The following is a 24,313-nucleotide window of genomic DNA, read 5'->3' on the forward strand; positions in this document are numbered from 1 at the left end:
GACGGTCAGCCGCCGATTGCCTGCTTGGCCGTGTCGAGGGCGGTCGTCCAGGCCTTATCCGAGGTGACGCCTCCGGTTTCCAGCTGGACGAGGGTATTAAGGAGAGCGCCGTTGATTGGAGTCGTGTCAGGGCCGTTGTAGAACGACGGGAACTGCTGCACAGACGTGGCCATTACCTTGCCGATCTTGGAGTCACCGAAGAACGGGTCCGTGTAGTCGAGGACCGCTTGGCTTTCGACGGCGGAGGCCGCGGCAGGGAAGGTGCCAGACTGCGCGAAGTGGTCCGCCTGCCCCTCGGCCGACATCATTGTTTTGATGTACTGCCAGGCTGCCTCGGGGTGCTCGGCGCGCGCCGGGATGGCAATGACGCTGCCACCCCAGTTGCCTCCAATGCCTGGAACGCTGGCGATGCGCCACTTCCCGGCTGTGTCGGGGGCGTCTGTCTTGATGCCCGAGAGAATCCACGACGGTGCGATGGTTACGGCGAAGGCACCGTTCGCGCGGCCTGGAGCCCAGCCCGAGGACCATGCAGCGATACCCGCGCTGATGCCGGCGTCATGGGTTTTCACAGCGAGGTCGAATGCGTTTTTCACCTGAGGGTTCGTGTCGTAGACGAGGTCGCCTTCGGGTGAGTAGTACTTCTCGCTGACCTGGTTGACGGTCGAGAAGAAGACGCTGGTTTCGATGTTGTCCACGAACGGCTTTCCGGTGGCCGCCGTGTACTTTTCACCCATTGCGATGAAAGAGGGCCAGTCCTTCCACATGGCAGCGACCTCATCAGGCTCTGTCGGCAGACCGGCCTGCTCGAAGAGGTCGGCCCGGTAAGCGAAGCCCAGTCCTCCCACGTCCGTCGGAATGCCGATAACCGAGCCGTCCGTCGCCGTCGCCGCATCAGCCGCCCAGCCGAGGTAGTCATCGGCGACGTCGTCACCGCCGAGCGTGCGGAGGTCGAGGAAGTTGGAGCTGTTCTCGACGAACTTGGGCAAGTCATCATTCTGGATCATGACCAGGTCGGGGACCTTCCCCCCTGCCAACGCCGCCGTGAGGGCGGTCGCGGTCTCGGTGGTGCTGCCCACCTCGGTCAGCTTGACCTTCGCCTCGGGCATTTTCTTGATGTAATCGTTGACGCTGTCCTTCGCATTGATCCCGGTGAAGGACCAGAAGGAGACCTCGGCGTTCGGACCCGCCGATGTGCCACTCCCGCCGGACGCGCATCCGGTCAAAGCGACGGCAAGTGCTGCTGCTGTGGCGACTATCGCCGTCAAGCCTTTTTTCACGACAATTCCTCTTCTTTGGGGATTGCAAGGGATCCCGGAGCTTCAGCTTCCGGCTGAGAGAACGATCTCTGGGCATCAGAGTAGCTGGCTCATGGAGGTCAGGCAAGACTTGATCATCAACCTTTTTCTATTGGGAGGGATCGATCTCTATACTGGGAGACAAGAAAGTCCCGCCATGTCGAAAAATCCCCAGAAGGACGCACAATGCCAAGACCCACGCTGGTGGACGTTGCACGAATTGCCGGCGTTTCCCGCGCAACCGCTGCTCGCGTGCTCGCTGGCGAGACGAAGGTTGACGTCAAGATGTCGGCTGCAGTGGAGCGCGCCGCCAAGGAGCTGGGCTATGAGACCAACAGCGCTGCTCGTGTGCTGCGTGGCGGACGGGCGGGGGCCATTGCGCTCATCGTCGCCTTTAACGAGCTGGACAGCCTGACGGGTACGTTCTTCACTTCCGTGCTCAAGGGTGCCGGGAAGGGCCTTTACGCCGGCGAGGTCCAACCCGTCCTGTTGCCGGCGGACAACGATGACGGAGACCGCATTCCGCGGTTTCTGCGCTCAGGCGCCGTAGACGGTGCCATCATCATCCTTCAGCACGAGATCACACATCTCGCGCAGGCGCTGGTGGACTCCCCCGTGCCGATCGCCTGGGTTGGGCGCCCCCGCGTCGAGCTCGCTCCAGATGCGATCGTCATCGACTCTGATAACTATGGAGGCGGAAGGCTCGCTGCGCGGGCACTGGCCGACGCCGGTCGCCGTCGGCTTGGCATTATCGCCGGGCCAGCCGATATGGAGCCGGCACGTGAGCGCATCAGGGGTTGGCGCGATGAGCTCACCGAGCTCGGCATCGACCACGGCCCGATGGTGCATGGCGACTTCACCCTTGTGAGCGGTTCAGCCGCGATGGCGCGCCTCCTCAAGCGCTACCCGGACCTCGATGGCGTCTTCGCCTCTTCCGACCTGATGGCGAGCGGAGCCATCCGGGTCCTCCAGGCCGCGGGCAGACGAGTCCCGTCCGACGTCGCCGTGATCGGCTTCGACGACGTCGCCATCGCAACCACCATGGATCCAACACTCACAACAGTCCGGCAGCCGCTGGAGGATATGGGGCGCGTCGCCGCAGAGACCATCCTCGCAGTCCTGCAAAGGCGCGACGTCGACAGGCAGCCCCTTCTCACTACCACCCTCGTCCAGCGGGAGTCGGCATGAACAAGGACAGTCCTCCATTACCTTCCATCTGGGTGGCCGGACGAGATCGTCTAACGCACAGCACCCCTTAAAGGTTCCTATTGGTCCCCACATGACGGCCCTTGCTCACAAATCTTGTCATACGTGTCACATCTTCTTGTCACTCCCCGTGACAGGTTTTCTAGGCTGGAGGAGTCATCATTCGCGAGCCAAGGAAACCCAATGCCACATTCATCAGATTCCGCAGCCGTCCCCAACGACGCCCACAGTCCGCCCGGAAAAAAGGCAACCACACAAGGTAAGGCCAGCCTTCTCAGCAATCTCGGGGCCGACCTCCCCGCATCCCTTGTAGTCTTCCTCGTCGCCCTCCCTCTCTCGCTCGGTATTGCCGCTGCTTCCGGAGCACCGATCATGGCGGGCCTCATCGCAGCAGCCGTCGGAGGACTCGTCGCGGGCAGCCTGGGTGGCTCCCCGCTGCAGGTAAGCGGCCCGGCAGCGGGCCTCACCGTCGTCGTTGCCGGTCTGGTTAACGAGTTCGGCTGGCAGGTGACATGCGCGATCACCGCTGGTGCGGGCGTCGTGCAGCTGTTGCTGGGCATCAGCCGGGTTGGGCGGGCCGCACTCGCAGTATCGCCCGTGGTGGTCAAGGCCATGCTCGCCGGCATTGGCATCACGATCATCCTGCAGCAGATGCACGTGCTGCTCGGCGGCCAGGCTGCTGGTTCCGCCGTCGAAAACCTGACAGGCCTGCCAGCAGCCATCATCAACGTGGAGCTGCATTCTGCACTGCTCGGTTTGGCGGTTGTCGGCGTCCTCCTCGCTTGGAAGTACCTGCCGGCCGCCGTGCGCAGGATCCCCGGACCTCTGGCTGCCGTCGTCGTGGTCACTGTTCTGTCCGTGGCAGTGGCGCCCAACGTCGAGCGCATCAGCTTCAATGGCTCGCTGTTCGACGCAGTTGCCTTGCCCAGCTTGCCTGACGGCAACTGGCGTGCCGCGGCCATGGCAGTCATTACCGTGGCCCTGATCGCGAGCATCGAATCACTGCTGTCCGCAGTTGCCGTGGACAAGATGCATGCCGGCGCGCGCACCAACCTTAACCGAGAGCTTGTGGGCCAAGGTTCCGCCAACGTGGTTTCCGGCATGCTCGGCGGCCTCCCGGTTACCGGTGTGATTGTCCGCAGCGCCACCAACGTCGAAGCCGGCGCCAAGAGCCGGGTATCAGCCATCCTGCACGGCGTCTGGGTCCTCGTGTTCTCTGCCCTGTTCGCCGGTCTCATCCAGCTCATTCCGCTGTCAGTGCTGGCGGGCCTGTTGCTGGTCATCGGTGCGAAGCTCATCAAGGTCGCCGATATCAAAACAAGCCTTCGCACCGGTGACCTTCTCGTCTACGTGGTCACCCTGGCTTGCGTCGTCGTACTCAATCTGCTCGAAGGCGTCATCATCGGACTGGCACTCGCAGCTCTCTGCGTGCTGTGGCGCGTGCTCCGGGCCCAGATCCATGCACACACACCCTCAGGTGACTCCCAGCCGTGGCGTGTCACCATCGCAGGGTCCTGCAGCTTCTTCGCACTGCCGCGCCTGAATCGCGTGCTTCATTCCGTGCCCGCAAGCGAGGACGTCGTAGTGGAGCTCAATGCCGACTACCTTGACCATGCCTTCCGCGAGGCCCTGGTTGCCTGGCAGACGCAGCACCGGAATACCGGAGCCTCCGTAACCCTCGAGGAGCACGGCACCACCGCTTTCAGCGATGCCGCGGACAACACCCCCCAGCGGCAGGACCCACGGGAGTTCCCTCTGCCGCCACGGACTTCCTGGCAGCCGAAACGCCCGGGCGCCGCTCATCAGGACGGTCACGACGACGGCGCGCCCCTGCCGCTGCGCTCAATCCTCCTGGGAATCGATAAGTACCATCGGCGGCACGCGGACAAGGTGCGCCCGCTGGTGCAGGACCTCACTGAAGGTCAAAACCCGGACACACTGTTCGTGGCCTGCGTGGACTCGAGGGTCAATCCGAACCTCATCACCAGCAGCGGCCCCGGAGACCTTTTGACCCTCCGGAATATCGGGAACGTTGTGTGCAGTGATGGACGGGATGCCTCGATTGATTCGGCGCTGTCATTTGCTGTCAAAGGCTTGTCCGTTGACTCGATCGTAGTCTGCGGGCACTCCAACTGCGGCGCAATGAAGGCAGTTGTTGCTGATGCGGAGGGTGCCTCCAATGCCGCTTTGGGTGCCGGGTTTGATGCTTGGCTGGAGCACGCACGGCCGAGCTATCGTGAGCTCCTTGACGGTCACCCCGTGGCGGTGGCTGCTGCGGCGGAGGGTTACAGCCGCCTCGACCAGCTCAGCATGGTGAACGTCGCGGTCCAGCTCCGGAAGCTGGAAGTGCACCCCGTAACCGGTCCCGCCATGGCATCGGGTGACGTGCAGGCCACGGGTCTGTTCTATGACATCCCTACGGCCCGCGTAATCTTGGTGACTCCTGAGGGCATCGAGCAACTGGATCCAAGCATGACGCTTCGCTAGGCCCCTACCTGAGGTGCCAGTTCCCGGTTGACGCTCGGGCAACGACCACTGGCACGGGCGATGAGACACGGACCACCTCGGGTTCTTTGCCCGCTATGCGATCGGACAATACCGCGACGGCTGCACGCCCGAGTTCGTAAAGGGGCGTGGAGACGCAGCTGAGCGCCGGCGCGGCATAGGCGGCCGGCCAAGAGTCGTGGATCGCGACGACGGCGACGCCCTGCGGCACACCGACTCCCAGCCTGGCGGCTTCCGCCAGTGCGCCCAAGCCTGCGTTGACGTTGGCAACCACTACTGCGTCCGGCGGTTCATCGGAGCTCAGAAGCTGCCCCATTGCTTCCCGGCCGTTCTCAGGGTTGTATCCCAGCCGCGTGATCCACTGTTCCCGCAGGGGCAATCCGGACGCCGCGAGTGCCACGCGGAAGCCCGCTTCGCGGCGGCGGGCACTGGACGATGCCTCGATTCCGCCGATCAGCGCAATGCGCTTCCGTCCGCGCTCCACCAGATGATCGACGGCGGCGTTCGCGGCCGCCGCGTCGTCGATAAGTACCGCGCTCGCGCCTGCAAGCTCGTCGTGGACGATGACTACGGGCGCTGCAGCCCTGGCCAGCGATAGCAGGTCCTGGGGGTCAGTACCGTCGCGGGGCTGGAGGATCACACCGTCAACGCGACCCTCGGCCAAGAGGCGGTCGGCGAGGGCCAGGCCCGTCGCAGTGTCGTCGCCGCGGCCCAGGAGTACCGTCAGCCCCCGCGCCGCTGCCTCAGCGTCCGCACCTCGTGTGAGCTCTGCGAACAGCGCGTTGGTAACATCCGGGACAATCAGCGCGATGACGTCGGTCCGTGAGCGGCGAAGGGATCTCCCGGCGTGATTGGGCCGGTAAGCGAGCTCGTCGGCCGCTTCGCGGACCCGCAGGCGCGTGGCCTCACTCAACCTCGCGGCGGGATCACCCGAAAGCGCACGAGATGCGACCGACACGGAGACGCCTGCACGTCCTGCAACATCACTCAAGCTCACCACGAGTCCCAATATAAACGATCTTGCGTGAACAAACGATTGCGCTATAGTTGGCCAGAAGAAGTGGGATAACGATATCCTCACGCAAGGGAGCGATTGATGTCGACGAAGATGACAGCCGTGCTCGATCGGAGCGGGGTGGCCCCCCCGGGCACGAACGAGGCCAGCAAGGCGAGCCGAGGCCGCCGACGTTTACGCAGTGTGCGTCGGCATTGGCAGCTCTATTTGCTGCTCATCCTCCCGGTGGCGCACTTCGTGATCTTCAGCTACGTCCCGATGGCAAACAACGTGATTGCGTTCAAGGACTACAACGTCGTCGCCGGAATATGGGGCAGCCCCTGGGTTGGGTTCGAGCACTTCGAGCGGTTCTTCGCCAACCCTGTCGCTTGGGACCTTATCCGCAACACGCTGATGCTGAGCTTGTACGGCTTCCTCGCCGGATTTCCCATCCCGGTCATCCTGGCCTTAGCCCTCAACGAAGTGCGGCTGCGCTTCTTCAAGCGGACTGTCCAACTGGTCACCTATGCGCCTTACTTTCTCTCGACGGTGATCGTCGTCTCGATGCTTATCCTGATCTTCTCGCCGAGGATCGGGTTCATGGCCGATTTCCTCGGCTTCTTCGGCCAGTCCACCAATCTCCTAGCCAACCCCGACTCCTTCCGGCATGTCTACGTCTGGAGCGACATCTGGCAGACCGCCGGCTACTCGGCGATTATCTTCATGGCCGCCCTGGCAGGAATCGACACGAGCCTCTATGAGGCTGCCCGCCTCGACGGAGCAAACCGCCTGCAGAAGATCTGGCACATCGATCTGCCGGGGATCGCACCGACGATCGTGGTGGTGATGATCCTGAGTGTCGGCGGCATCATGGCCATCGGCTTCGAGAAAGCGTTCCTGCTCCAGAACCCGCTGAATCTCACCCAATCGGAGATTATTGCGACCTACACCTACAAGATCGGCCTACTCAGCGCCGATTTCAGCCTCGCGACGGCGATCGGGCTATTCAACTCCGTCATCAACCTCATCCTGCTCCTCGCCGTCAATACCGCCTCCAAGCGCGTGACCGGCAACGGACTGTGGTGAAAGGAGAGCATCCAATGACCTTCCGGACCATGACCAGGCCCGACTTCGGAGCCGAACCAGAAACAAAGCGCAGGAAGTCCCGCCGCCCTGCCACCCCGATCCGTGACACCGGTGTAGACCGGGTTTTCATGGCAGGCGTCTACATCCTCCTGACGACTTTTCTGCTCATCGTCCTCGTCCCCCTGATCAACATTCTTGCCAGCTCTTTCTCAAGTCCCGCGGCGGTGTCGAGCGGACAGGTGTTCCTGTGGCCGGTCGACTTCACGCTTCGCGGATACGAAGCTGTGCTGAGCAACTCCACCATCGTCACCGGTTTCCGAAACTCGATTCTCTATGTCGTGGCCGGGACCCTGATCAGCCTCGCCTTGACTGTCATGATCGCCTACCCGCTCTCACGCTCAGGTTTGGTAGGCGGGCGGGCATTGATCGGCGGCGTCCTGTTCACGATGGTCTTCAGCGGGGGGCTGATCCCGACCTACATGGTGGTGAGGTCGTTCGGGATGCTGGATACCCCGTGGGCAATGATCATCCCAGGAGCCATCGGGGCCTGGCAGGTGCTGATCGCGATGACCTTCTTCCGCTCGTCGATTCCAGCGGAGCTGTACGAGGCAGCCCAGCTCGACGGCGCCGGTGATCTGCGGTTCCTGTGGTCAGTGGTGCTGCCTCTGTCGAAACCGCTGCTGGCGGTTATCGCCCTGATGTACGGCATCGGGCAGTGGAACCAGTACTTCAGCGCACTGATCTACCTCCGAAACGAGGACCTCTATCCACTGCAGCTGGTGCTGCGGAACATTCTGGTCCTCAACAACAACGCCGGAGGGAGCAACCTCGCGGACCAGCTGGAGGCCCAGCAGTTGGCCGATCTTATGAAGTTCTCGCTCATCGTCGTCTCCACCGTGCCTGTCATGCTCGTCTACCCGTTTGTGGCGCGGCACTTCACCAAGGGCGTGATGATCGGCTCGGTCAAGGGCTGATCCGTGCGCTCACTATTTCCCCTCACCTCAGCTCAACCTCAATGAAAGGCAGTCAAAGATGACCAGCAGATTCGCCCGGGCGGCGGTCGGAGCGGCAGTGGCCGTATCGGCCGTTGCGCTCTCAGCATGTACGGCGGGACCGGCTACCACTCCAGATGAAGTGATCACCATCTTCGCCCCCCAAGGCAAGGACGGGGACCTGGATGACAACGCGTTCACGAAAGTGCTCGAAGAGAAGTTCGACGTCGACCTCCAGTTCGAGACGACCACCTACGACGGAGCCGGCGCCGCCGAGAAACGCCAGGTTTCACTCGCGAGCGGCGACTACCCCGACGCCTACATGCTGGTTCCTTGGGTGGACCAGTTCACCAACGAGGAGCTGGTGAAGCTCGGCAAGCAGGGTGTGCTCCTGCCGCTCGATAAGCTGATCGGCGAAGACACCCCCAACATCACCGCCGCATTCGCGAAAGAACCCGACTTTAAGAAGATGGCAACATCCACGGACGGGACTATCTGGGGGCTTCCGGTGTGGAACGACTGCTTCCACTGCTCCTATCCTGCCAAGCTGTGGATGAATTCCGCCTGGCTGCAGAAAGTTGACCTTAAGCAGCCCACCACGCCTGAAGAACTGCGCACCGTGCTGGAGGCGTTCAAGAGCAAGGACCCCAACGGAAACGGCAAGCCAGACGAGATCCCCCTCTCCGGGATGGTCGGCAGCTCAGTCCTCCCGTACCTGATGAACCCCTTCGTCTACACGGCGACCCCGTCCGGGAACACGGCCGGGGCCAACCCGACCTCACTCGGGGCCGTCGACGGCAAGGTTGTCCTGCAGCCCACCCGCGACGAATGGCGGGCAGGGATATCCTATGTAACCTCCCTGTATAAGGACGGCTTGATTGACGAGGCCGCCTTCACCCAGAACGGCGAGGCCCTCAACGGCAAGGGCAACAGCGCTGACGGCGTAGTCCTTGGGTCGGTGACCACGATGCACCCTGGCTTCGTCAGAGCCGATAACACGGACGGCCGCTATACACAGTACGACGCAGTCCCGCCGCTGACGGGACCGAACGGCGACGGCACTTTCTTTGGTGGTGGCGCCCCCAGCGCAAGCGGCGCGTCCTTCGTTATCACCAATCGCTCGAGTGAGGCAAAGCAGCAGAAGCTCATGCAGATCATGGATTTCATCTTTTCCTATGAGGGTCACATGCAGGGCGAGTACGGTGTCGAGGGCGTCAATTGGGTCAAGCCCGAAGCGGGCGACGTGGCCCTGGAAGATACCCTCCAGCCGCTGTTCAAAACCCTCAGGCCGCCCAAGGGCGAAGGTGTGAACAATTCCTGGGGCGCCATCGCGCAGTTCTTCAGTGATGCGGAATTCCGGGAGCGGCAGGTCTACTCCACGAAGCTCTACGAGCCCGCAGGCTATGAGCGCCGCCTGTTCGAGGCCACCAAGCTCTACGAGGGCCACGAGTCTGACGAGGCGTTTCCGTACTGGGACGTCACGTTGACCGGCGATACCGCGAGGGAGCTGGGGACGATCCAGACCAACGTGGAGAGCTTCATCGGGCGGGCGGGCGCGGAGTTCGTCACCGGCGTCCGAGATATAAACAACGATCAGCACTGGGCCGAGTTCCAGAAAAACCTCACCGATCTTGGCGCCGAGCGCTACACCGAGATTTACCAGGAAGCTTGGAAGACGTCCAAGTAGTCTCACCCCCGAATCAACGCATGCGGGCCGTCCACGAGTGGGCGGCCCGTCTGCGTCACTCCACAGGGAGCCCCATCCGCAACGCGAGCTGCTTCGCTTCGAGGGAGGTCTTGGTGGCCGACTTTGAGGCAGCCAGTGCAACCACTGCAGCGGAGAACTCTGCCGGAATGCCCGCTGCGGTCCTATGTTCAGAGGGAATGAAGTCCCAGAGTTCCGAACAGGTGGCCAGGACATCCAGTGTTCCTGGCGGAATCTTTTGCTGGCCTGAGCACGCCACCACCATGCTTGTGAGTGATGGCCAAACACAATCCAGATGGCCTTCGTATGCCACCAGCGTCAGGCTCCGCACCAGCCTGGCGAGCGAATGAGCGCCAGTCTCGACGCACTCCCGGGCCGCCGCGGCCAGGTGTTCCCCTGAAAGTTGGCGCCTGGCGGCCAGCTCCAGCAGCGTTTCGACAGCGCGGTTCCGGCCGTCTTCATGGCGGGAAGAGAGCGCGGCTATGAACCAGCTGTGAGTCAATTGCCCGAGTTTCCCGGCCGTTGCCCCTGCCAGGCCTCCTTCCCCAAAAGAGACCAGGCCGCCATGTACTGAACCCCGATCCAACCATATGGCGCCGAGGTCCGGCCAGAACGGCACAACTGCCGAAGCACCGTGCCCAAGCCAACTGATAAGGTACCCGCGCCCTGCCCGCGTCCAAATGTCTGCTGAAAGCAGCTCAGGTGGGATCGACGGAAACCGGTCCAAGGACACAGGCAGGGTCAGTGGAGCGTCCACAGGCGGGGGCTTAAAACCTCCACCATGGACCCACTCGAGAAGAATTCGGCCGGCCAGCCGCTCCGGTACATCTGAGCCGTCCAGCGGCAGGACGTTCAGCTCAGGCACATCGGCTGACAGTTCCGCATCCAAGGGTCCCAGCCGCAGGAGTGCTTGGAACAGGTCAGCTTCCCCGTAGGCCCAGCCTTCCCGTTCAAAAAGGCGCAGCAGTGACACAAGCCTGCCCAGTTCCAGCCGGAAGTTGTCGAAGCTTGGTGTGGCCAGGGAATACGGCACTGTCCCTGCCTGGACGGCCAGCTCGCTTTGGCGAAACGTGTGGATAGCGGCCAAAGGACTGTAAGCCCGAAAAGGGTCGTCCCAATCGATGGGACGGGACAGCGATGTCCGGAGCAATCCGACCAAATTCCGGTGAGCGCTCAGGTTGTGCTCTCCTGCCGCCCAGGCGGCCAGCACAACGTTAGGGCTTGACCAAGCCCAGCTCTCCAAGCTCGGTGGCGGTGGGGCTGTCTCGGCGGGAATTGGCTGATAGCCAAGACGATAGTTTCTCCGGTACCACTCGCGCACGTTTCCAGGAACCTGGTAGACGGTACGCAGGAAGCGATCCAGATACTGCTCTTCTGCGATGGTATGTTCCCGCTGTCCGCTCCAATGAGGCAGCGCCTTCCTGGGATCGGCTTCCAATGCCACATACCGGGGGATTTCCGGAGGTTGCCTTACCCCGGTTCCCCATAGTGAGGCTGAAGCAGCTGAAGGGTTTGAGCTTCCGGCAAGAGGAATGTCCAGCATCGATTCCGCGATGGACCGGATCTTAAGGTCCGTCGATGCCGCCGCCGCCTCCCAGCAGGCGGTCAGGACGGAGGCGTCATATGTCTCCGCCGTCGCCACGGATTTTAGTCGTTGGACCAAAAGTTCCTGCGGCTTTTTCTCGGTCCTGCCGAACACTGCGCCGCTAAGGGCCTGAAGGTCGGCGCCGTCCAGAGGTGCTTGAAGCAGAAGCTCGAAAGCCGGGAAGGAAAGGAATCCGGCGGCTGCGGCGACGGTTGAAAGCAGGAGCGGGATGTTGGCTGCCACGTGCTCAGGACTGGGCGGACAGGACTTCAGGATCTCCGCCAGCACTCTCTGGCTCGGGAGTCCGTCGTCCCGTGCGAGGGCGGTGCGGAGCTTGCCAAAGACGTCGTCCCTGCTGAACGTTCCCCTGTCGAGGGAGCCGCGGACTGCGGCACCAACGGTCCACTCCTCCCGGGCGCCCTTTTTGGTCAGAGGAGCCAAAGCGTCCGGCACGTCAAAGCACCGCAGGAAGGTTTCCGGGGCGGTCACGTCCTGGTCCCACAACTCCAGCAACGATTTCTGCATCTTCGGAAAGAGAACCGCGCTTCCGTCGGGGCCGATGCGGAACTCCACTCCGGACCACCCGGAGTACACGAACCCCGCCGCTACCTCATCGTTCCAGACCTCGTGGGTCATGCCAGCCACGAGCTCCCGATAGTAAAACGCCCAAAGCCGCGGATAGGCGTCGAAAACCGCTGGGTCCATACCAAAATGCAGAATGAGCGGCAGGCAGTGGCGGATGACGCTGACGGAGGTGTCTTGTCCGGCTTTTGCGTTCCTGTTGATCGCCGCGCTGACGAACCTCCGGCACCACTCCTCCCCTTTTGCGACAAGAACGTCCAGTATCGTCAAGGTCTGGGTGGTCCTGTTTGACGCCATCCCTGGCCATGGCAGCGCCTTGGCGGCGATGCCAGGTGGGTCAATGGCGAGGATGACCAAGGCGCGTACGTAGTGGCGGATCAGCATCTCGTCGCTGGTGACACCGGCACTGTACAACCGCCAGTCCAGGTCTCTGGTCAGGATGGTCCGGCCGCCCTTGGCTAGCCATTTCGTCGCCTCGGCGAGCTCATCCGGCGGGGGCGCTCTCATGTAGTCGAGAAGGGCTCCCCGGTCCTCCGCTGCAACGAACCGGCGCACCTCCTGCACCAGCCGCGGGTCGCCCCGGTCCTCAGGCTTGATCATCCCTTCATATTTTCGTCATCACGGGCGTCACGCTCCAGTAGCTGCACTGCGAGGGCATGCTTGCACGGGCCCCTGGCACCGCCATATTCATACCACCAGGCACAGGTGCACTGGTGGCTTTCATCCCTCGCCGTGACCCGGTACATAAAAGTTCCACCCCCGGCAGGAACATCCCAGCCGTCCTCTATCCGGGATACCCCTCCCCGGGCCACGATGCCGCGCGCTGCCTGCAACCGAGGATTGTCCTTGACGATCCGCTCCTGATCCAGCGGCAGCTCCCGGTGGAAGTAGGCATCTTCCAGTAAATCGAAACCCACCTTCCCGGATGCCCCTAACCAGGCCAGCCCCTGCCTCACTTGCTGGGCCGGTAGGCCGGTCCGTGCGCCGAGCGCCTCAACCGAAATGACCGCCTGCCATTCAAGGAAGTCCAGAACGGTCATTCCGGCGTCCTTCACGTCGAGGGCGGCAAGCGCTGACAGTATCCCTCCTTCGCCCGAGAAGCCCCTGCCGGCCGCAGGCGAAAGCAGCAGTGTGAAGTCGGCCCCCGGTAGTCTGAAAGCCCAGGCGCTGGCTCCATTCTCGTGCCGGAAGATGTCCAGCCGGGTAGCAAATCTGGCCACCCGTCTGGCCCCCGCGAGCCGCCCGGTGCCCGCCAGCGTGACTGTTGAGGCCTTCGGCGTAGCCACCTCACGCAATCCCCGGACCGATGGCAGCAGGAAGACCGTGCGCCCGGGCTGGGCGGACGGGAGTGAACCCAGGAACTGGCTGATCAGGGAGCCGGACAGGGTTGCCAGATGCGTCATTCCGGCAGCGATCCCCGGTGTCTCAGCGAAACCACGGATCCACCGGTCCGGAAGCTCCACTTTCCGCTCCACATGGCTTTCCGCAGGGGTGGAGACCACCAACTGCTCCCGGCCGACTTGTAGATGGAGCAGTTCGTTTCTGTGCAGGTTGGCGAGCGCGGAGCGCAAAGGGGCGTTGATGTCTACGTTGGTGGTCCCGAAACCGATCTCGCCGCCGTCGAGACCGCTGCCCAGCAGGTCCAGCCGCGCATGGACCCCGTTACATGCCGAAAAGGACTCACAGCGCAGGCGGTCTCCGCTTGCAGTCATGACTGGATCCAACACGTCGCTGAGCCGGAACGCGGCATCGTAGTAGCGTGAGGCCGCCACGTCCGCGACAGCCAACAAGGCGCAGGAAACTACCTCGGGCCTCGCAGCAAATCCCTGGAAGAAGCTCGGGTTCTCCACGAGTCCCAAGGGTGTGGCGCCTAAAGCGGACTCAAGCACGAGTTGCTTGCCGTCGCCTGATTCCTCCAGCAGGGATTGTCCCCGGTAACCGCTCACAGATGGTCCTGAGCCGCCGTGTTTCCGGCTGCCATACTTGGTTGCCACCGTGTCGGTTCCATCGTGTGTCCCCCAGCTCAAATCAGTGAATGTGGGAAACACTACGCGTACTGCAACCACACTGAATAGAGCGCAGAACCCTAAAACGGGCTCTGGATTGGCAATTTAGAAAAATGTATAAAGCGTTAAGGCAAAAATCTGGTCAGCCCAGGACCTTCCGCAGGAATTGCAGCTGCCTGATCCAGTGATGTTCCTGACCGCCCTCATGGTTGTTGAACCGGTAGATCTCGATCTCCTTCGCCGCCCCGGTGCCCGCCGACGCAGCAGTGCCCGAGCCATACGCGTTAAAGCTGGCAAACACGGTGGACGGGGGGCAGATATCGTCCATCTGGGCTACTGAGTAGAGTGCCGGAGCCGTGGCCGCCCGGGCGAGGTTTACACCATCGAAGTAGTTGAGCACGGCGAGCATGGGTTCGTACCGGTCCCGGTGCCGGCCCAGGAAAGCCGCGATCTCCGGGTAGGGGCCGCGCGGCGTGATGTCGATGGCGCGTGGAAAGTCCTGCAGGAAGGGGACGTCCGCCAGTGCGGCGATGACGCCGTCGAGCCTTCCGGCAGCCAGCCCGGCAACGGCCACCACAAGGCCGCCGCCCTGGCTGCCTCCGGCCAGGATCACCCTCGATGGGTCCACCTCCGGATGGGATTGGACCGCTTCCACCGCGCGGAAGGCGTCCACGTAGACGCGACGATAGTAGTAGTCCTCTCGCCTGCCCGCTCCCCTGGTCATCAGCCCGGCGTACGCCACCTCCCCGGCGCTCGGGTGCGGGTCGGCTGTCTCCCCCAGCGTTCCGCCGTAGCCCTGGCCGCGCGTATCCATAATGAAGTGCGCGTAGCCCGCCTGTGCCCATCTGGTGTCCTGGTTGACCAGGCCGCGCCCTCCTGAATAGCCCTCATAGTTCACGACGACGGGGAGCCGGGTTCCGGGCGGACGGTTCGCCGGGAGGTGGAGCCAGCCTTTGATGGGGGAACCGCCGTAGCCGGCGAACGTCACGTCGAAAGTGTCGATGATGGAAAGGTAGTTCTCCGCAGGCGCAAAGACGGCACTGAGGGGAAACGTTCGCGCCTCCTCAAGGGTCTCATCCCAGAAGGCGTCGAAGTCATCCGGGGGCGTCACTGTTGAGGTGTACGCGCGGAGCTCCTCGAGGGGAAGGTCAGAAAGAGGCATGGTGCTGTCCGGTCCTGTCGGGGTTTCTTGAGGGTGGTTGGGTTGATGGGGCACCTGGGGAGGTGTGACTGCTCAGCAGCTGAGGCAGGGTTTGCTGCCGGTGGTGGGAGGGGTGATCGCTGCGGCGGCAGCGGCGGCGGCCTCCCGGGCCTGCCCGGCCAGCGTTCCGCGAATGGTCGCGAAGGAGTGCGCCGGCAGGCGAACCACCAGTTGGTCGTCGCGCTCTTTCACGGCGAGAGGACGGGGCTCTACGGCGTAGGGGTGCGCGGGAGCGTTGAACGCTGCGACGCTGTTACCGCCGAGCACCAGTGCCTCCACCTGCTCCAACCGGCCGCCGCGCAGGTCCAGGACCACTTCTCTCTCGCCCTCCAGCTCCAGATTGGCCACGGAGATGAGCACCTGACCGTCCTTGGTGCTGGCGGATGCTGTGAAGGTGGGGAGCCGGTCCCCGTCCAGCTCATGCGAAGTGTCAAAGTCCAGGTGCGTGTGCAGCACCGCGGCGTCCTGGTGCCCTGCGTTCATGGCGAAGACGTGGAAGGTGGGGGTCTTGACCAGGGCGCCGCTCTCCGGATCGGTGAGCAGCATGGCCTGCAGGACGTTGACAGTTTGGGCGATGTTCGCCATGACCAGGCGGTCCGCGTGCCGGTGAAAGGAGTCGAAGTGGATTGCAGCAACCAGGGCGTCACGGACGGTGTTCTGCTGGTACAGGAAGCCGGGATTGGTGTCAGCCTCAACGTCCCACCAGGTGCCCCATTCATCCAGGACCAGGCCCACCGCCTTGTGCGGGTCATAGACATCCATCATGGTGGAGTGCATGGACAGGAGGGTCTCGATGTGCTGGGCGGACTTGATGGTCTTCCAGTACTCATCCTGGCTGAACGCGGTTGCCGAACCCTTGGCATCCCAGTGACCGGACATCGTGTAGTGGTGCAGGGAGATGCCTTGGTAAGGCGAACTCCTGCGGCTGGAGCTGCCCTTGTCAGGCAAAGCCTCCATGAGGGCTTTGGTCCAGGCTACGTCCTCGTCACCGGCGCCGGCAGCGATCCGGTATACATCGTTGCCGTTATGGTTCCGCACATAGGTGCTGTATTGGCGGGCCAGATCGGCATAGGCATCGGCACGCATATGACCGCCGCACCCCCAGGGCTCGTTGCCGATGCCGAAGAAGGGAACCTTCCAAGGCTCGTCCTGGCCATTAGCCCGGCGTAGAGCGGCCATGGGGGAATCGTCCGCACGGGTGAGGTACTCCATCCATTCGCTCATCTCCTGGACGGTGCCGGAACCTACATTGCCGTTGACGTAGGCATCCGCGCCGAGCATTTCGCAGAGGTCCATGAACTCATGGGTACCGAAGGAGTTGTCCTCCACAACATCGCCCCAGTGGGAATTGACCATACGCGGACGCTGCTCACGAGGGCCGACGCCGTCACGCCAGTGGTACTCATCGGCGAAGCAGCCGCCCGGCCAGCGCAGATTGGGGATGCGCAGCTCGCGCAGAGCTTCCACAACGTCATTGCGGATGCCCCGGGTGTTGGGGATCCCGCTCTCCTCCCCCACCCAGAAACCGCCGTAAATACAACGCCCCAGATGTTCGGCGAAATGACCGTAGACGTGGCGGCTGATGGTGGGACCTGCAATGTCCAGATTGACGATAAGGCGGGGCGAAAATGCCATGTTCAAGATACTCCAAAGTTTTTAAGTAGATTCCAGCTAGTTTGATTCCGGGCGCTCTTCTGGCCCGCTGCGTAAATCCAGCCACGATGTCTGTTGCTCATTCAGTTCGATGCCAAGACCCGTCATGGTGCCGCGGTACTCTGCGATTGATCGTGGCCCAACCAATGCAAAGGTTGGGAATTTCTGGGCCAGCACGTAGGCCAATGCCACAGCCGTAGCCGGCACACCGAATTCTGTTGCCAACTGTTCAGCACGGCGCTTCCGTTCAAAATTCGCATCGCCGTAAAAACAACGCACGAGATCGCGGTCACTGAGCTTGTCGGGGTTCGCGCGGGCGAAAAATCCGCGGGCCTGTGAAGACCATGGCAGCAGCGCTACGTTACGTTCTGTGAGCCAACGTTTGGACTCCGGATCGGTGGCAGTCCGGCATCCGACCCAGGGGACATCGTAGGCCTCCGCCAAGCCGAAGTAATTGCTCAGTACCGTGAAGGGCCGCCTGCCATTGGCCGCCGCCCAGGCATTGGCTTCATCAAACCTCTCCAATGTCCAGTTCGAACCGCCAAAGGCCGTTATCCGCCCTGCGCGTGCGTGCTCATCCAGTACATCAACAAACTCACCAACCGGAATGTCAGGATTGTCCCGGTGCAGGAGGTAAACGTCGGCATAGTCGAGTCCCTGCCGGTCCAAGGATTCCAGCAGTTGCCGGGATAGGGAATCAGGATCGCAGTGCGGGGTGTGGGCTCCTTTCACAATGACCACCGCATCCTCGCGAACCCCGCGGTTAGCGAGCCATTTTCCGAACCGCTTCTCGTGTTCGCCGTCATTGCCGTACATCCACGCCGTATCGAACGCGTTACCGCCGGCCTGCCAGAACGCGTCAAAAAGTGACGAAGCGTGCGCCAGGTTGGGCTGGTTGTCGCAGCCCATAACAAGTCTGGAGACGGGCTTATCCCACCCTGGAATCTGCGAATAGCGCATGGCTGTCTCCGGCCTGACCCCCAACGGCAGGCCGGAAACGGTAGGGATGTTGGCATCTTCGGCCTCGAACGGGAACCGCACACCGACCTGTTCCCGCCAGCGCTCCAGCACAGCCGAGGTTCCCAACGTGTCTTCAAGGGACATCTCAAGGGACTCTTGGCCGCTTGCAACAGCTTTTGCGAGCGCATCGGCCTCCAGTGCGTAGGACCGGTTGGCCGGGTTGTCCGAAGCGAACGTGAACTTCTGCGGCTGCTCCCCCACGCGCCGGAGTACCAGCTCCTGCCGGTCATTAATTGTCCACGGATCAGAGAGGAACAGGGTGCCTTCGGAACCGGTAACGGTGACCTCTTCAGGGTCCTGGATGCGAATCCCCGCACGCAGTGTTGCCGTGAGGTTTGAGGGAAAGGTCAAGTGGGCAACGGCCCACTCATCAACCCGTGTGCTGCCGACATATCCGGCCGCCCGCAAATCGATGGGTTCGGCGAAGGGCTGCCCGGAAGCTGCGCCTGCCACGGCGCGTGCCATGGTCACAGGATAGCCACCGACGTCGAGTATGCCTCCACCGGCAAGGTTCGCTTCGAACAACCGGCCCTTCTTCTCAGGCACCTCAAAGCAGAAGCTGGCGTCGACGTGCTGCACGTGACCGATGGCTCCGTTGCGGATGAGCTCGAGGAGCTTCACTGTCTGCGGGTGGAACCGGTACATGTAGGCCTCGATGAGGATGACGCCTGCCGTGCGGGCGGCATCGACAACAGCCATAACGCTTCCATGATTCGGCGCGAGGGGTTTCTCGCACAGCACATGCTTGCCTGCGCGCACGGCGGCCAGAACGAGCTTGGCGTGGCTGGTGTTCACGGTTGACACGTAGACGGCGTCAACGTCCGGGCTCGACAACACCTCTTCGTACGTGGCGGTGATTGCCTGCGGGACGCCGGCTTCCACTGCGAATTCCTTCGCACGGTTCCGGTCGGAACTGCCGATCGCTACGAGCTCCCCCGTCTGACTGGACGGAAGTTGCATTGCGAATTTCCTGGCAATGTGTCCCGGGCCGAGGATCCCCCACCTGATGGTCTCCCTGGCTAACTCCTTCATGACAGATTCCTTTGCGCTGTGAGTTTCATGGACAAACTGCTTACTGATGTTCGACGGCGACTGCCCGCCCGTCCTCCACGGTCACCTCAAACCGGGCAAAGCCGCCGTCGGCCTTCGGAACGGTGACGGTCCTGCTATGGCCGTCGACTGCGGCGAAGGCCTTGAACTCCAACGCGTTGACCCAGTCATATTCCGGCCTGTCACTGACAGTTCCGAGCGGAAGGACTGCGCCCTGGCGGACGTACACGGCGGCCTCCAGCACTGAGAACGCCTTGTTGTGCCAGCGCTGTCCGGACAGCTGCTCGCCGCTTTCCAGATGCGTCCAGGTGCCCTCCGGCAGGTAGAAGTCCACCGAGCCGCCGCCCATGACGGGCGCCACCAGCAACTCGGACCCAAGCATGTACTGCCGGTCAAGGTGGGTGCACGCGGGATCCTCCGGGAACTCCAGAAACATGGGCCGCATCAGCGGAGTCCCCGTCTGGTGGGCGTCCTCGGCTGCCGATAGCAGGTACGGCATCAGCCGCATCTTGAGCTCGGTGAAGTGGCGCAGCACGTCGCTCGATTCGTCGTCCACCAGCCATGGCACGCGGTAGGAGCCTGAACCGTGCAGCCGTGAATGGGATGACAACAGACCGAAGGCGATCCAGCGCTTGAAGAGCTCCGGGTCAGGTGTTCCTTCGAACCCGCCAATGTCGTGGCTCCAGAAGGCGAATCCCGAGGACGCGAGGGACAGGCCGCCGCGGAGGGATTCGGACATCGCGGAGAAGGTGGACTCGCAGTCCCCGCCCCAGTGGACGGGGAACTGCTGTCCGCCGGCGGTAGCCGAGCGGGCGAACAGAACTGCCTGGCCGTCACCCAACTCCTTGGTGAGCAGGTCAAAAACCGCCCGGTTGTAGAGCTGCGCATAGTAGTTGTGCATCCGCTGGGGATCGGAGCCGTCGTGCCATGCCACGTCGGTGGGAATGCGCTCGCCGAAGTCTGTTTTAAAGGAATCCACGCCCTGATCCAGCAGGGTGCGCAGCTTGTCTTGGTACCAGGTGACGGCGTCCGGATTGGTGAAATCCACCAGGCCCATGCCGGCCTGCCACATGTCCCACTGCCAGACCGAGCCGTCCGCCCTCTGCACGAGATAGCCCCGCTCCGCTCCTTCACGGAACAGGTGCGAGCGCTGCGCTATATAGGGGTTGATCCACACGCACACCTTGAGCCCCCGCTCGTGTAGCCGCCGGAGCATGCCCTCGGGATCGGGAAAGGTGGCAGGGTCCCAGATGAAGTCGCTCCAGTGGAAGGCACGCATCCAGTGGCAGTCGAAGTGGAAGACGGACAGCGGAAGCTTGCGCTCGGCCATGCCGTCAATGAAGGACATCACCGTCTTCTCGTCATAGTCCGTGGTGAAGGAGGTGGAAAGCCACAGCCCGTAGGACCAAGCAGGCACCTTGGCGGGCCTGCCCGTCAGCTCGGTGTAACGGCGCAGAATCTCCTTGGGGGACGGTCCGTGGATCACAAAATACTGGAGCTTCTGCCCTTCAACGCTGAACTGCGTCCGGGAAACCACTTCGGAGCCTATTTCGAAGGACACCCGCTCCGGGTGGTTCACGAAAATGCCGTAGCCCGCGTTGGTGATGAAGAACGGCACGTTCTTGTAGGCGAGCTCGCTGGATGTGCCGCCGTCCTCATTCCAGATGTCGATCGACTGTCCGTTCTTGACCAGCGGCCCGAACCGCTCGCCCAGGCCGTAGACATTGGTGCCAACACCGAGGGTCAGCTGTTCGTGGACAAAATGCTTCCCGTCCTGGTCTGTGATCACGCCGATGCTGCGGGGTACCGAGCTGGTGAGCAGCCGGCCGTCACCCAGGAAGTCAACGTTCCAGTCGCCCGCTGTGTTGACGCGCGCGGTGAGGCCGCCGGAGGTGAAGGTGGACGCGCCGTCGTCGTTCCCGATGCTGATGTCAGCTGCTCCTTCCTTCAGCTCGAAGTGTGGCCCATTGTCCACGCCGCCCTGGAAGTGTTCAATGGTCACGCCAATGACATCCGGGAGTGGTGATTCGAATGTGATGGTCAGCTGGGGGCAGTTCAAGGCATCGCCACGGTCCGCGATCCTCTTGGTGGGCGCATAGACCGTCAGCTTGTCCTGCGAAGCTTCCACATCCGACACGTCCCGCGGATGTAGCGCGGACAGGCCCTTACGGTAGAGCCAGTAGCCGTCCGTGAATTTCATGCTGTTCCTCTATTTCCCTAGTTCTTTGAGTACAAGCGCCCCGAAAGGCGGCAAGGTCAGGTGCTGGCCGTGCTCGGCCCCGGTGAGCAGGTCCACGGAGGTCCAGCCGAGCCGGACCGCCTGCGGCAGGTTCGAATGGTTAAGCAGGAACAGGTGGCCGCCGCGGCTGGCCGCTTCCACCGATTCCGGAAGCGGTGCCGTCAGCGGGGAGGCGATGCGAGCTGAGTCCAGGGCCGCAGCAAGAACCAGGTCCAGGGCCTCGGCGGGAAGGTCTGCGCCGACGTACCAGGCACTCCCCTCGCCTTTGCGGTTACGTACGACGGCGGGCTTGCCTTTCAGGCGTCCCTCGCCAAAGCGCGCCACGGCCTCCGCTCTTTCCTCCCTGAGCGCCAGATCCTCCGCCCAGATACTGGCGTGCCAGGAGGCCTCAGCCTGTTCTCCGGGTACCGCGCTGCAAAACTCAACACCCAAGGGGGACACGAGCGGCAGCCACTCTTCACCGTCCACGCCAAGAAGTTCCGCCAACACTCCCGGGAAGCGTCCGGGAACGAGATGTCCATTTTGGTCCGCCACAGCACTGAACGGGCCCACCACCAGTTGCCCTCCGGACTCCACAAATGTGCCAAGGGCTTCGGCGTTCTGCTGCCCGAGTATGAACAGGCTCGGCGCCAGGACCAGCTCGAACCTGCCCAGGTCCGCAGAAGGGTGGACCACTTCAACGGCGAGCCCCCTGCGGAGAAGCGGCGCGTAGTAGGCCTGGATCTGCTGCAATACTTCCAGCCTGCTGGTGGGAGTGTCCGGTGATTCAGCGGCCCACCAGCTGTCCCAGTCAAACAGGACGGCGATCTTCGCCTTGCACGGGGTGCCGGCCAGCTGCCGCAAGGATTGCAGGTCATGGCCGAGGTCCGCCACTTCACGGAACACCCGCGTGTGTTCACCGGCCAGGGGCACCACGCCGGAGTGGAAGCGTTCAGCGCCGAAGCTGGATTGGCGGAACTGGAAGTAGCAGACGCCGTCGGCACCGCGCGCTATGGCAGACAACGCATCCACCCGCAGTTCCCCCGGTTCTTTGGCCACGTTGTGTTGACGCCAGTTCACCGCCGAGGTCGCGGATTCGATAAGCAGCCACGGTTCGCCACTGGAGAGGCCCCGGCACAGGTCGTGGGTCAGCGAGCCCAGCCGGTGGGACTTTGGATCCGCCGGGTCGGTGTACCAGTCGTTGGCCACCACATCGGTTTCCTTGGCGAAGGAGAAGTAGTCAGCGCCGCGGAAGAACCCCATCAGGTTTGTAGTGATTGGGCTGGTGGGATCGTAGCGGCGGATGATGTCGCGTTCCGCACTGTAGAGGGACAGTAGTTGGTCGGACGTGAATCGCTGGAAATCCAGGGTTTGGCTGGGATTGACCAGGTAAGGCGCGCGCCGCGGCGGCATGATCTCATCCCAGCTGCCATACCGCTGGCTCCAGAAGGTGGTGCCCCAGGCTCGGTTCAGCTCCTCCATCGATCCGTAACGCCGCATCAGCCAGGCGCGGAATGCAAGCGCGCTTTCGTCGTCGTAACTGATCTGCCCCAACTCGTTGCCCACGTGCCACATGGCAACTGCCGGGTGGTCCGCATACCTTTCGGCCAACGATTCCGTGATGGCAGCCGCGGCCCGGCGGTATCTGGCGGACGACGGGCTGAACTGGTTGCGGGAGCCGTACCAGAGGGTGCGTCCGTCCGCGTCCACCGGAAGCGTTGTGGGGTAATCGTGACCCAGCCAGGGCGGCGGCGATGCTGTGGGGGTGGCCAGGCACACCCGGATGCCGCCGTCGTGCAAGAGATCCAGGACGTTGTCCAGCCAGCCGAAGTTACGGGCTCCTTCCGAGGGTTCGAGCGTTGCCCAGCTGAACACCCCTACCGTGGCAAGGTTTATGCCCGCCTGCTGCATCAGCCGGATATCCTCCGGCCAGCTTTCCGCCGGCCATTGCTCGGGGTTGTAGTCAGCGCCGTGGATGAGTCCCAGCGTCGCAGTCAGGGAGTCCAGTCCGCGCTTAGGAGTGGAAGTGGAAGAAAGGCCAAAGTTGATCATGGTATCGAATCGCTTCAATCAGGGTTGGACAGTTGTGGGTGCTCTGGACCGGAGTTGTTGGGACGAGCCTGTCGAATTCAATCGAAAGAGTTCATCGTTCCACTCAGTCTTTGTGCCTATGATGGTGTTCCACGCGCAGAGGAAGGAAGTGGTCCATGGCCACCATGAATGACGTCGCCAGGGCTGCCGGGGTATCCACCAGCACCGTGTCCTACGTGCTGAGCGGCAAACGGACCATCTCCGAGGAAACGCGGGAACAGGTCCTCGCCGCCATCAAGGAGCTGGACTATAGCCCCCACTCCGGCGCGAGGTCCCTTGCCTCCAGCAGGTCCAACGTGCTTGGCCTGATGGTCCCCCTGCGGGCGGACGTAAACGTCAGCGTGATCATGCAGTTCGTGGCGGGCGTTGTGACTACTGCCCGGGACTACAACCAGGACGTTCTGCTGCTGACCCAGGACGACGCCGACGGTATCCACCGGGTGACTTCCCAGTCCATCGTGGACGGGCTGCTCATGATGGATATCGAAGCGCGCGATACCCGGATCCCTCAGCTTGCGAAGCTCCGGAAGCCAGCTGTCCTGATCGGCTTCCCGGACGATCCGCAGGGCTTGAGCTGCGTGGATTTCGATTTTGCAGCCGCGTCCCGCACTGCCGTGCGACACCTGACCGAACTCGGCCACGGGAGCATTGGCTTCATCGGCTCCCCGCAGGCCTCCCTGGAGCGTCACGCCACCTACGCCGACCGTGCCCGCAAAGGCTTTGAGGATGCTTGCCAGGCTGCCGGCATCACCGCTGTCCTGAGGGCCTGCGAACCCACGTCCGTTGCCCTGGCCGTCGCCCTGGACGCCATCCTCTCGGCTCCGGAGCCGGCTACAGCCCTGGTGGTCCACAATGAAGGACTGCTCCCCTTGCTGCGGGAAGCCCTCGCCCTGCGCGGACTGCAGATCCCGAAGGACATCTCGGTTGTTGCCATCGCTCCCGAAGACGCGGCCATGGCCTCCGCGCAGCCGTGGACGGCGGTTTCCATACCGGCCCATGACATTGGACGTGCCGCCGTCGAAATGGTCATGGACCGGCTCAACTCGGACAAGCCCGTGGAGATCCGGCTCATTGTGCCCGCCCTGGTACAGCGCGAAACTTCCGCAGTCCGCGGCTAGGACGGT

Annotated in this window: 15 protein-coding genes; 6 read left to right on the plus strand and 9 right to left on the minus strand. The window is 62.8% G+C overall.

The genetic code is table 11. The features are described 5' to 3' along the window. Positions 1 to 5: 5 nt before the first annotated feature. Positions 6 to 1,277, minus strand: a complete 1,272-nt coding sequence (locus M1E02_RS11880; RefSeq protein WP_479374472.1) for an ABC transporter substrate-binding protein — start codon at positions 1,275 to 1,277, stop codon at positions 6 to 8. A gap of 204 nt (positions 1,278 to 1,481) precedes the next feature. On the opposite strand from M1E02_RS11880, the gene M1E02_RS11885 reads away from it, so the two are divergent. Together M1E02_RS11885 and M1E02_RS11890 are read left to right on the plus strand one after the other, a co-directional pair. Continuing rightward, positions 1,482 to 2,483, plus strand: a complete 1,002-nt coding sequence (locus tag M1E02_RS11885; protein ID WP_479374473.1) for a LacI family DNA-binding transcriptional regulator — start codon at positions 1,482 to 1,484, stop codon at positions 2,481 to 2,483. Positions 2,484 to 2,684: 201 nt separating this feature from the next. Beyond that, on the plus strand, positions 2,685 to 4,988 hold the full coding sequence (locus tag M1E02_RS11890; protein ID WP_479374474.1) for a SulP family inorganic anion transporter: 2,304 nt from the start codon (positions 2,685 to 2,687) through the stop codon (positions 4,986 to 4,988). 4 nt (positions 4,989 to 4,992) lie between these two features. Here M1E02_RS11890 and M1E02_RS11895 read toward each other — a convergent pair whose 3' ends face one another. Beyond that, positions 4,993 to 6,006, minus strand: coding sequence for a LacI family DNA-binding transcriptional regulator (locus M1E02_RS11895; protein ID WP_479374475.1), 1,014 nt, complete (start codon positions 6,004 to 6,006; stop codon positions 4,993 to 4,995). Positions 6,007 to 6,102: 96 nt separating this feature from the next. On the opposite strand from M1E02_RS11895, the gene M1E02_RS11900 reads away from it, so the two are divergent. The 3 genes from M1E02_RS11900 to M1E02_RS11910 are packed head-to-tail and all read left to right on the plus strand — an operon-like array spanning position 6,103 to position 9,765. Next, positions 6,103 to 7,086: an ABC transporter permease gene (locus tag M1E02_RS11900; RefSeq protein ID WP_479374476.1), complete on the plus strand. Its 984-nt coding sequence runs from the start codon at positions 6,103 to 6,105 to the stop codon at positions 7,084 to 7,086. Positions 7,087 to 7,100: 14 nt separating this feature from the next. Then, positions 7,101 to 8,060 (plus strand): carbohydrate ABC transporter permease, encoded by a 960-nt coding sequence (locus M1E02_RS11905; RefSeq protein WP_479374477.1) that lies wholly within the window; start codon positions 7,101 to 7,103, stop codon positions 8,058 to 8,060. 58 nt (positions 8,061 to 8,118) lie between these two features. After that, complete coding sequence (locus M1E02_RS11910) at positions 8,119 to 9,765, plus strand: extracellular solute-binding protein (RefSeq protein WP_479374478.1); 1,647 nt, start codon at positions 8,119 to 8,121, stop codon at positions 9,763 to 9,765. A 55-nt stretch (positions 9,766 to 9,820) separates the two neighbouring features. Here the strand turns inward: M1E02_RS11910 and M1E02_RS11915 are convergent, their stop codons facing one another. From M1E02_RS11915 to M1E02_RS11945, 7 genes are all read right to left on the minus strand, one after another. After that, positions 9,821 to 12,550 carry a hypothetical protein gene (locus tag M1E02_RS11915; RefSeq protein ID WP_479374479.1) on the minus strand — a complete coding sequence of 910 codons (2,730 nt, stop codon included), beginning with the start codon at positions 12,548 to 12,550 and terminating at the stop codon, positions 9,821 to 9,823. Next, entirely contained in the window at positions 12,547 to 13,944 is a 1,398-nt protein-coding gene (locus tag M1E02_RS11920) for an SWIM zinc finger family protein (RefSeq protein WP_479374480.1), read from the minus strand. Before M1E02_RS11920 ends, M1E02_RS11915 begins: the two co-directional genes overlap by 4 nt. A 154-nt stretch (positions 13,945 to 14,098) precedes the next feature. After that, positions 14,099 to 15,118, minus strand: a complete 1,020-nt coding sequence (locus M1E02_RS11925; protein ID WP_479374481.1) for an acetylxylan esterase — start codon at positions 15,116 to 15,118, stop codon at positions 14,099 to 14,101. A 72-nt stretch (positions 15,119 to 15,190) separates the two neighbouring features. Then, complete coding sequence (locus tag M1E02_RS11930; RefSeq protein ID WP_479374482.1) at positions 15,191 to 16,792, minus strand: alpha-N-arabinofuranosidase; 1,602 nt, start codon at positions 16,790 to 16,792, stop codon at positions 15,191 to 15,193. Between the two features lie 36 nt (positions 16,793 to 16,828). Next, entirely contained in the window at positions 16,829 to 18,862 is a 2,034-nt protein-coding gene (locus tag M1E02_RS11935) for an aldo/keto reductase (RefSeq protein ID WP_479374483.1), read from the minus strand. Between the two features lie 40 nt (positions 18,863 to 18,902). Then, positions 18,903 to 21,080, minus strand: a complete 2,178-nt coding sequence (gene yicI / locus M1E02_RS11940) for an alpha-xylosidase (protein ID WP_479374484.1) — start codon at positions 21,078 to 21,080, stop codon at positions 18,903 to 18,905. A 9-nt stretch (positions 21,081 to 21,089) separates the two neighbouring features. Continuing rightward, complete coding sequence (locus tag M1E02_RS11945; protein ID WP_479374485.1) at positions 21,090 to 23,150, minus strand: beta-galactosidase; 2,061 nt, start codon at positions 23,148 to 23,150, stop codon at positions 21,090 to 21,092. Positions 23,151 to 23,305: 155 nt separating this feature from the next. Between M1E02_RS11945 and M1E02_RS11950 the strand changes: the two genes are divergently transcribed. Next, on the plus strand, positions 23,306 to 24,307 hold the full coding sequence (locus tag M1E02_RS11950) for a LacI family DNA-binding transcriptional regulator (RefSeq protein WP_479374486.1): 1,002 nt from the start codon (positions 23,306 to 23,308) through the stop codon (positions 24,305 to 24,307). Positions 24,308 to 24,313 lie beyond the last annotated feature (6 nt).

It is taken from the genome of Arthrobacter sp. Z5-13 (assembly GCF_056499105.1).

Bases quoted from the DNA above. Each gene is read 5' to 3' on its own strand.
- M1E02_RS11905 (WP_479374477.1), top strand. From the start codon at position 7,101: ATGACCTTCCGGACCATGACCAGGCCCGACTTCGGAGCCGAACCAGAA.
- M1E02_RS11930 (WP_479374482.1), bottom strand. From the start codon at position 16,792: ATGGCATTTTCGCCCCGCCTTATCGTCAATCTGGACATTGCAGGTCCC.
- M1E02_RS11950 (WP_479374486.1), top strand. From the start codon at position 23,306: ATGGCCACCATGAATGACGTCGCCAGGGCTGCCGGGGTATCCACCAGC.
- M1E02_RS11945 (WP_479374485.1), bottom strand. From the start codon at position 23,150: ATGATCAACTTTGGCCTTTCTTCCACTTCCACTCCTAAGCGCGGACTG.
- M1E02_RS11900 (WP_479374476.1), top strand. From the start codon at position 6,103: ATGTCGACGAAGATGACAGCCGTGCTCGATCGGAGCGGGGTGGCCCCC.
- M1E02_RS11910 (WP_479374478.1), top strand. From the start codon at position 8,119: ATGACCAGCAGATTCGCCCGGGCGGCGGTCGGAGCGGCAGTGGCCGTA.
- M1E02_RS11885 (WP_479374473.1), top strand. From the start codon at position 1,482: ATGCCAAGACCCACGCTGGTGGACGTTGCACGAATTGCCGGCGTTTCC.
- M1E02_RS11915 (WP_479374479.1), bottom strand. From the start codon at position 12,550: ATGATCAAGCCTGAGGACCGGGGCGACCCGCGGCTGGTGCAGGAGGTG.
- M1E02_RS11935 (WP_479374483.1), bottom strand. From the start codon at position 18,862: ATGAAGGAGTTAGCCAGGGAGACCATCAGGTGGGGGATCCTCGGCCCG.
- M1E02_RS11890 (WP_479374474.1), top strand. From the start codon at position 2,685: ATGCCACATTCATCAGATTCCGCAGCCGTCCCCAACGACGCCCACAGT.
- M1E02_RS11925 (WP_479374481.1), bottom strand. From the start codon at position 15,118: ATGCCTCTTTCTGACCTTCCCCTCGAGGAGCTCCGCGCGTACACCTCA.
- yicI (WP_479374484.1), bottom strand. From the start codon at position 21,080: ATGAAATTCACGGACGGCTACTGGCTCTACCGTAAGGGCCTGTCCGCG.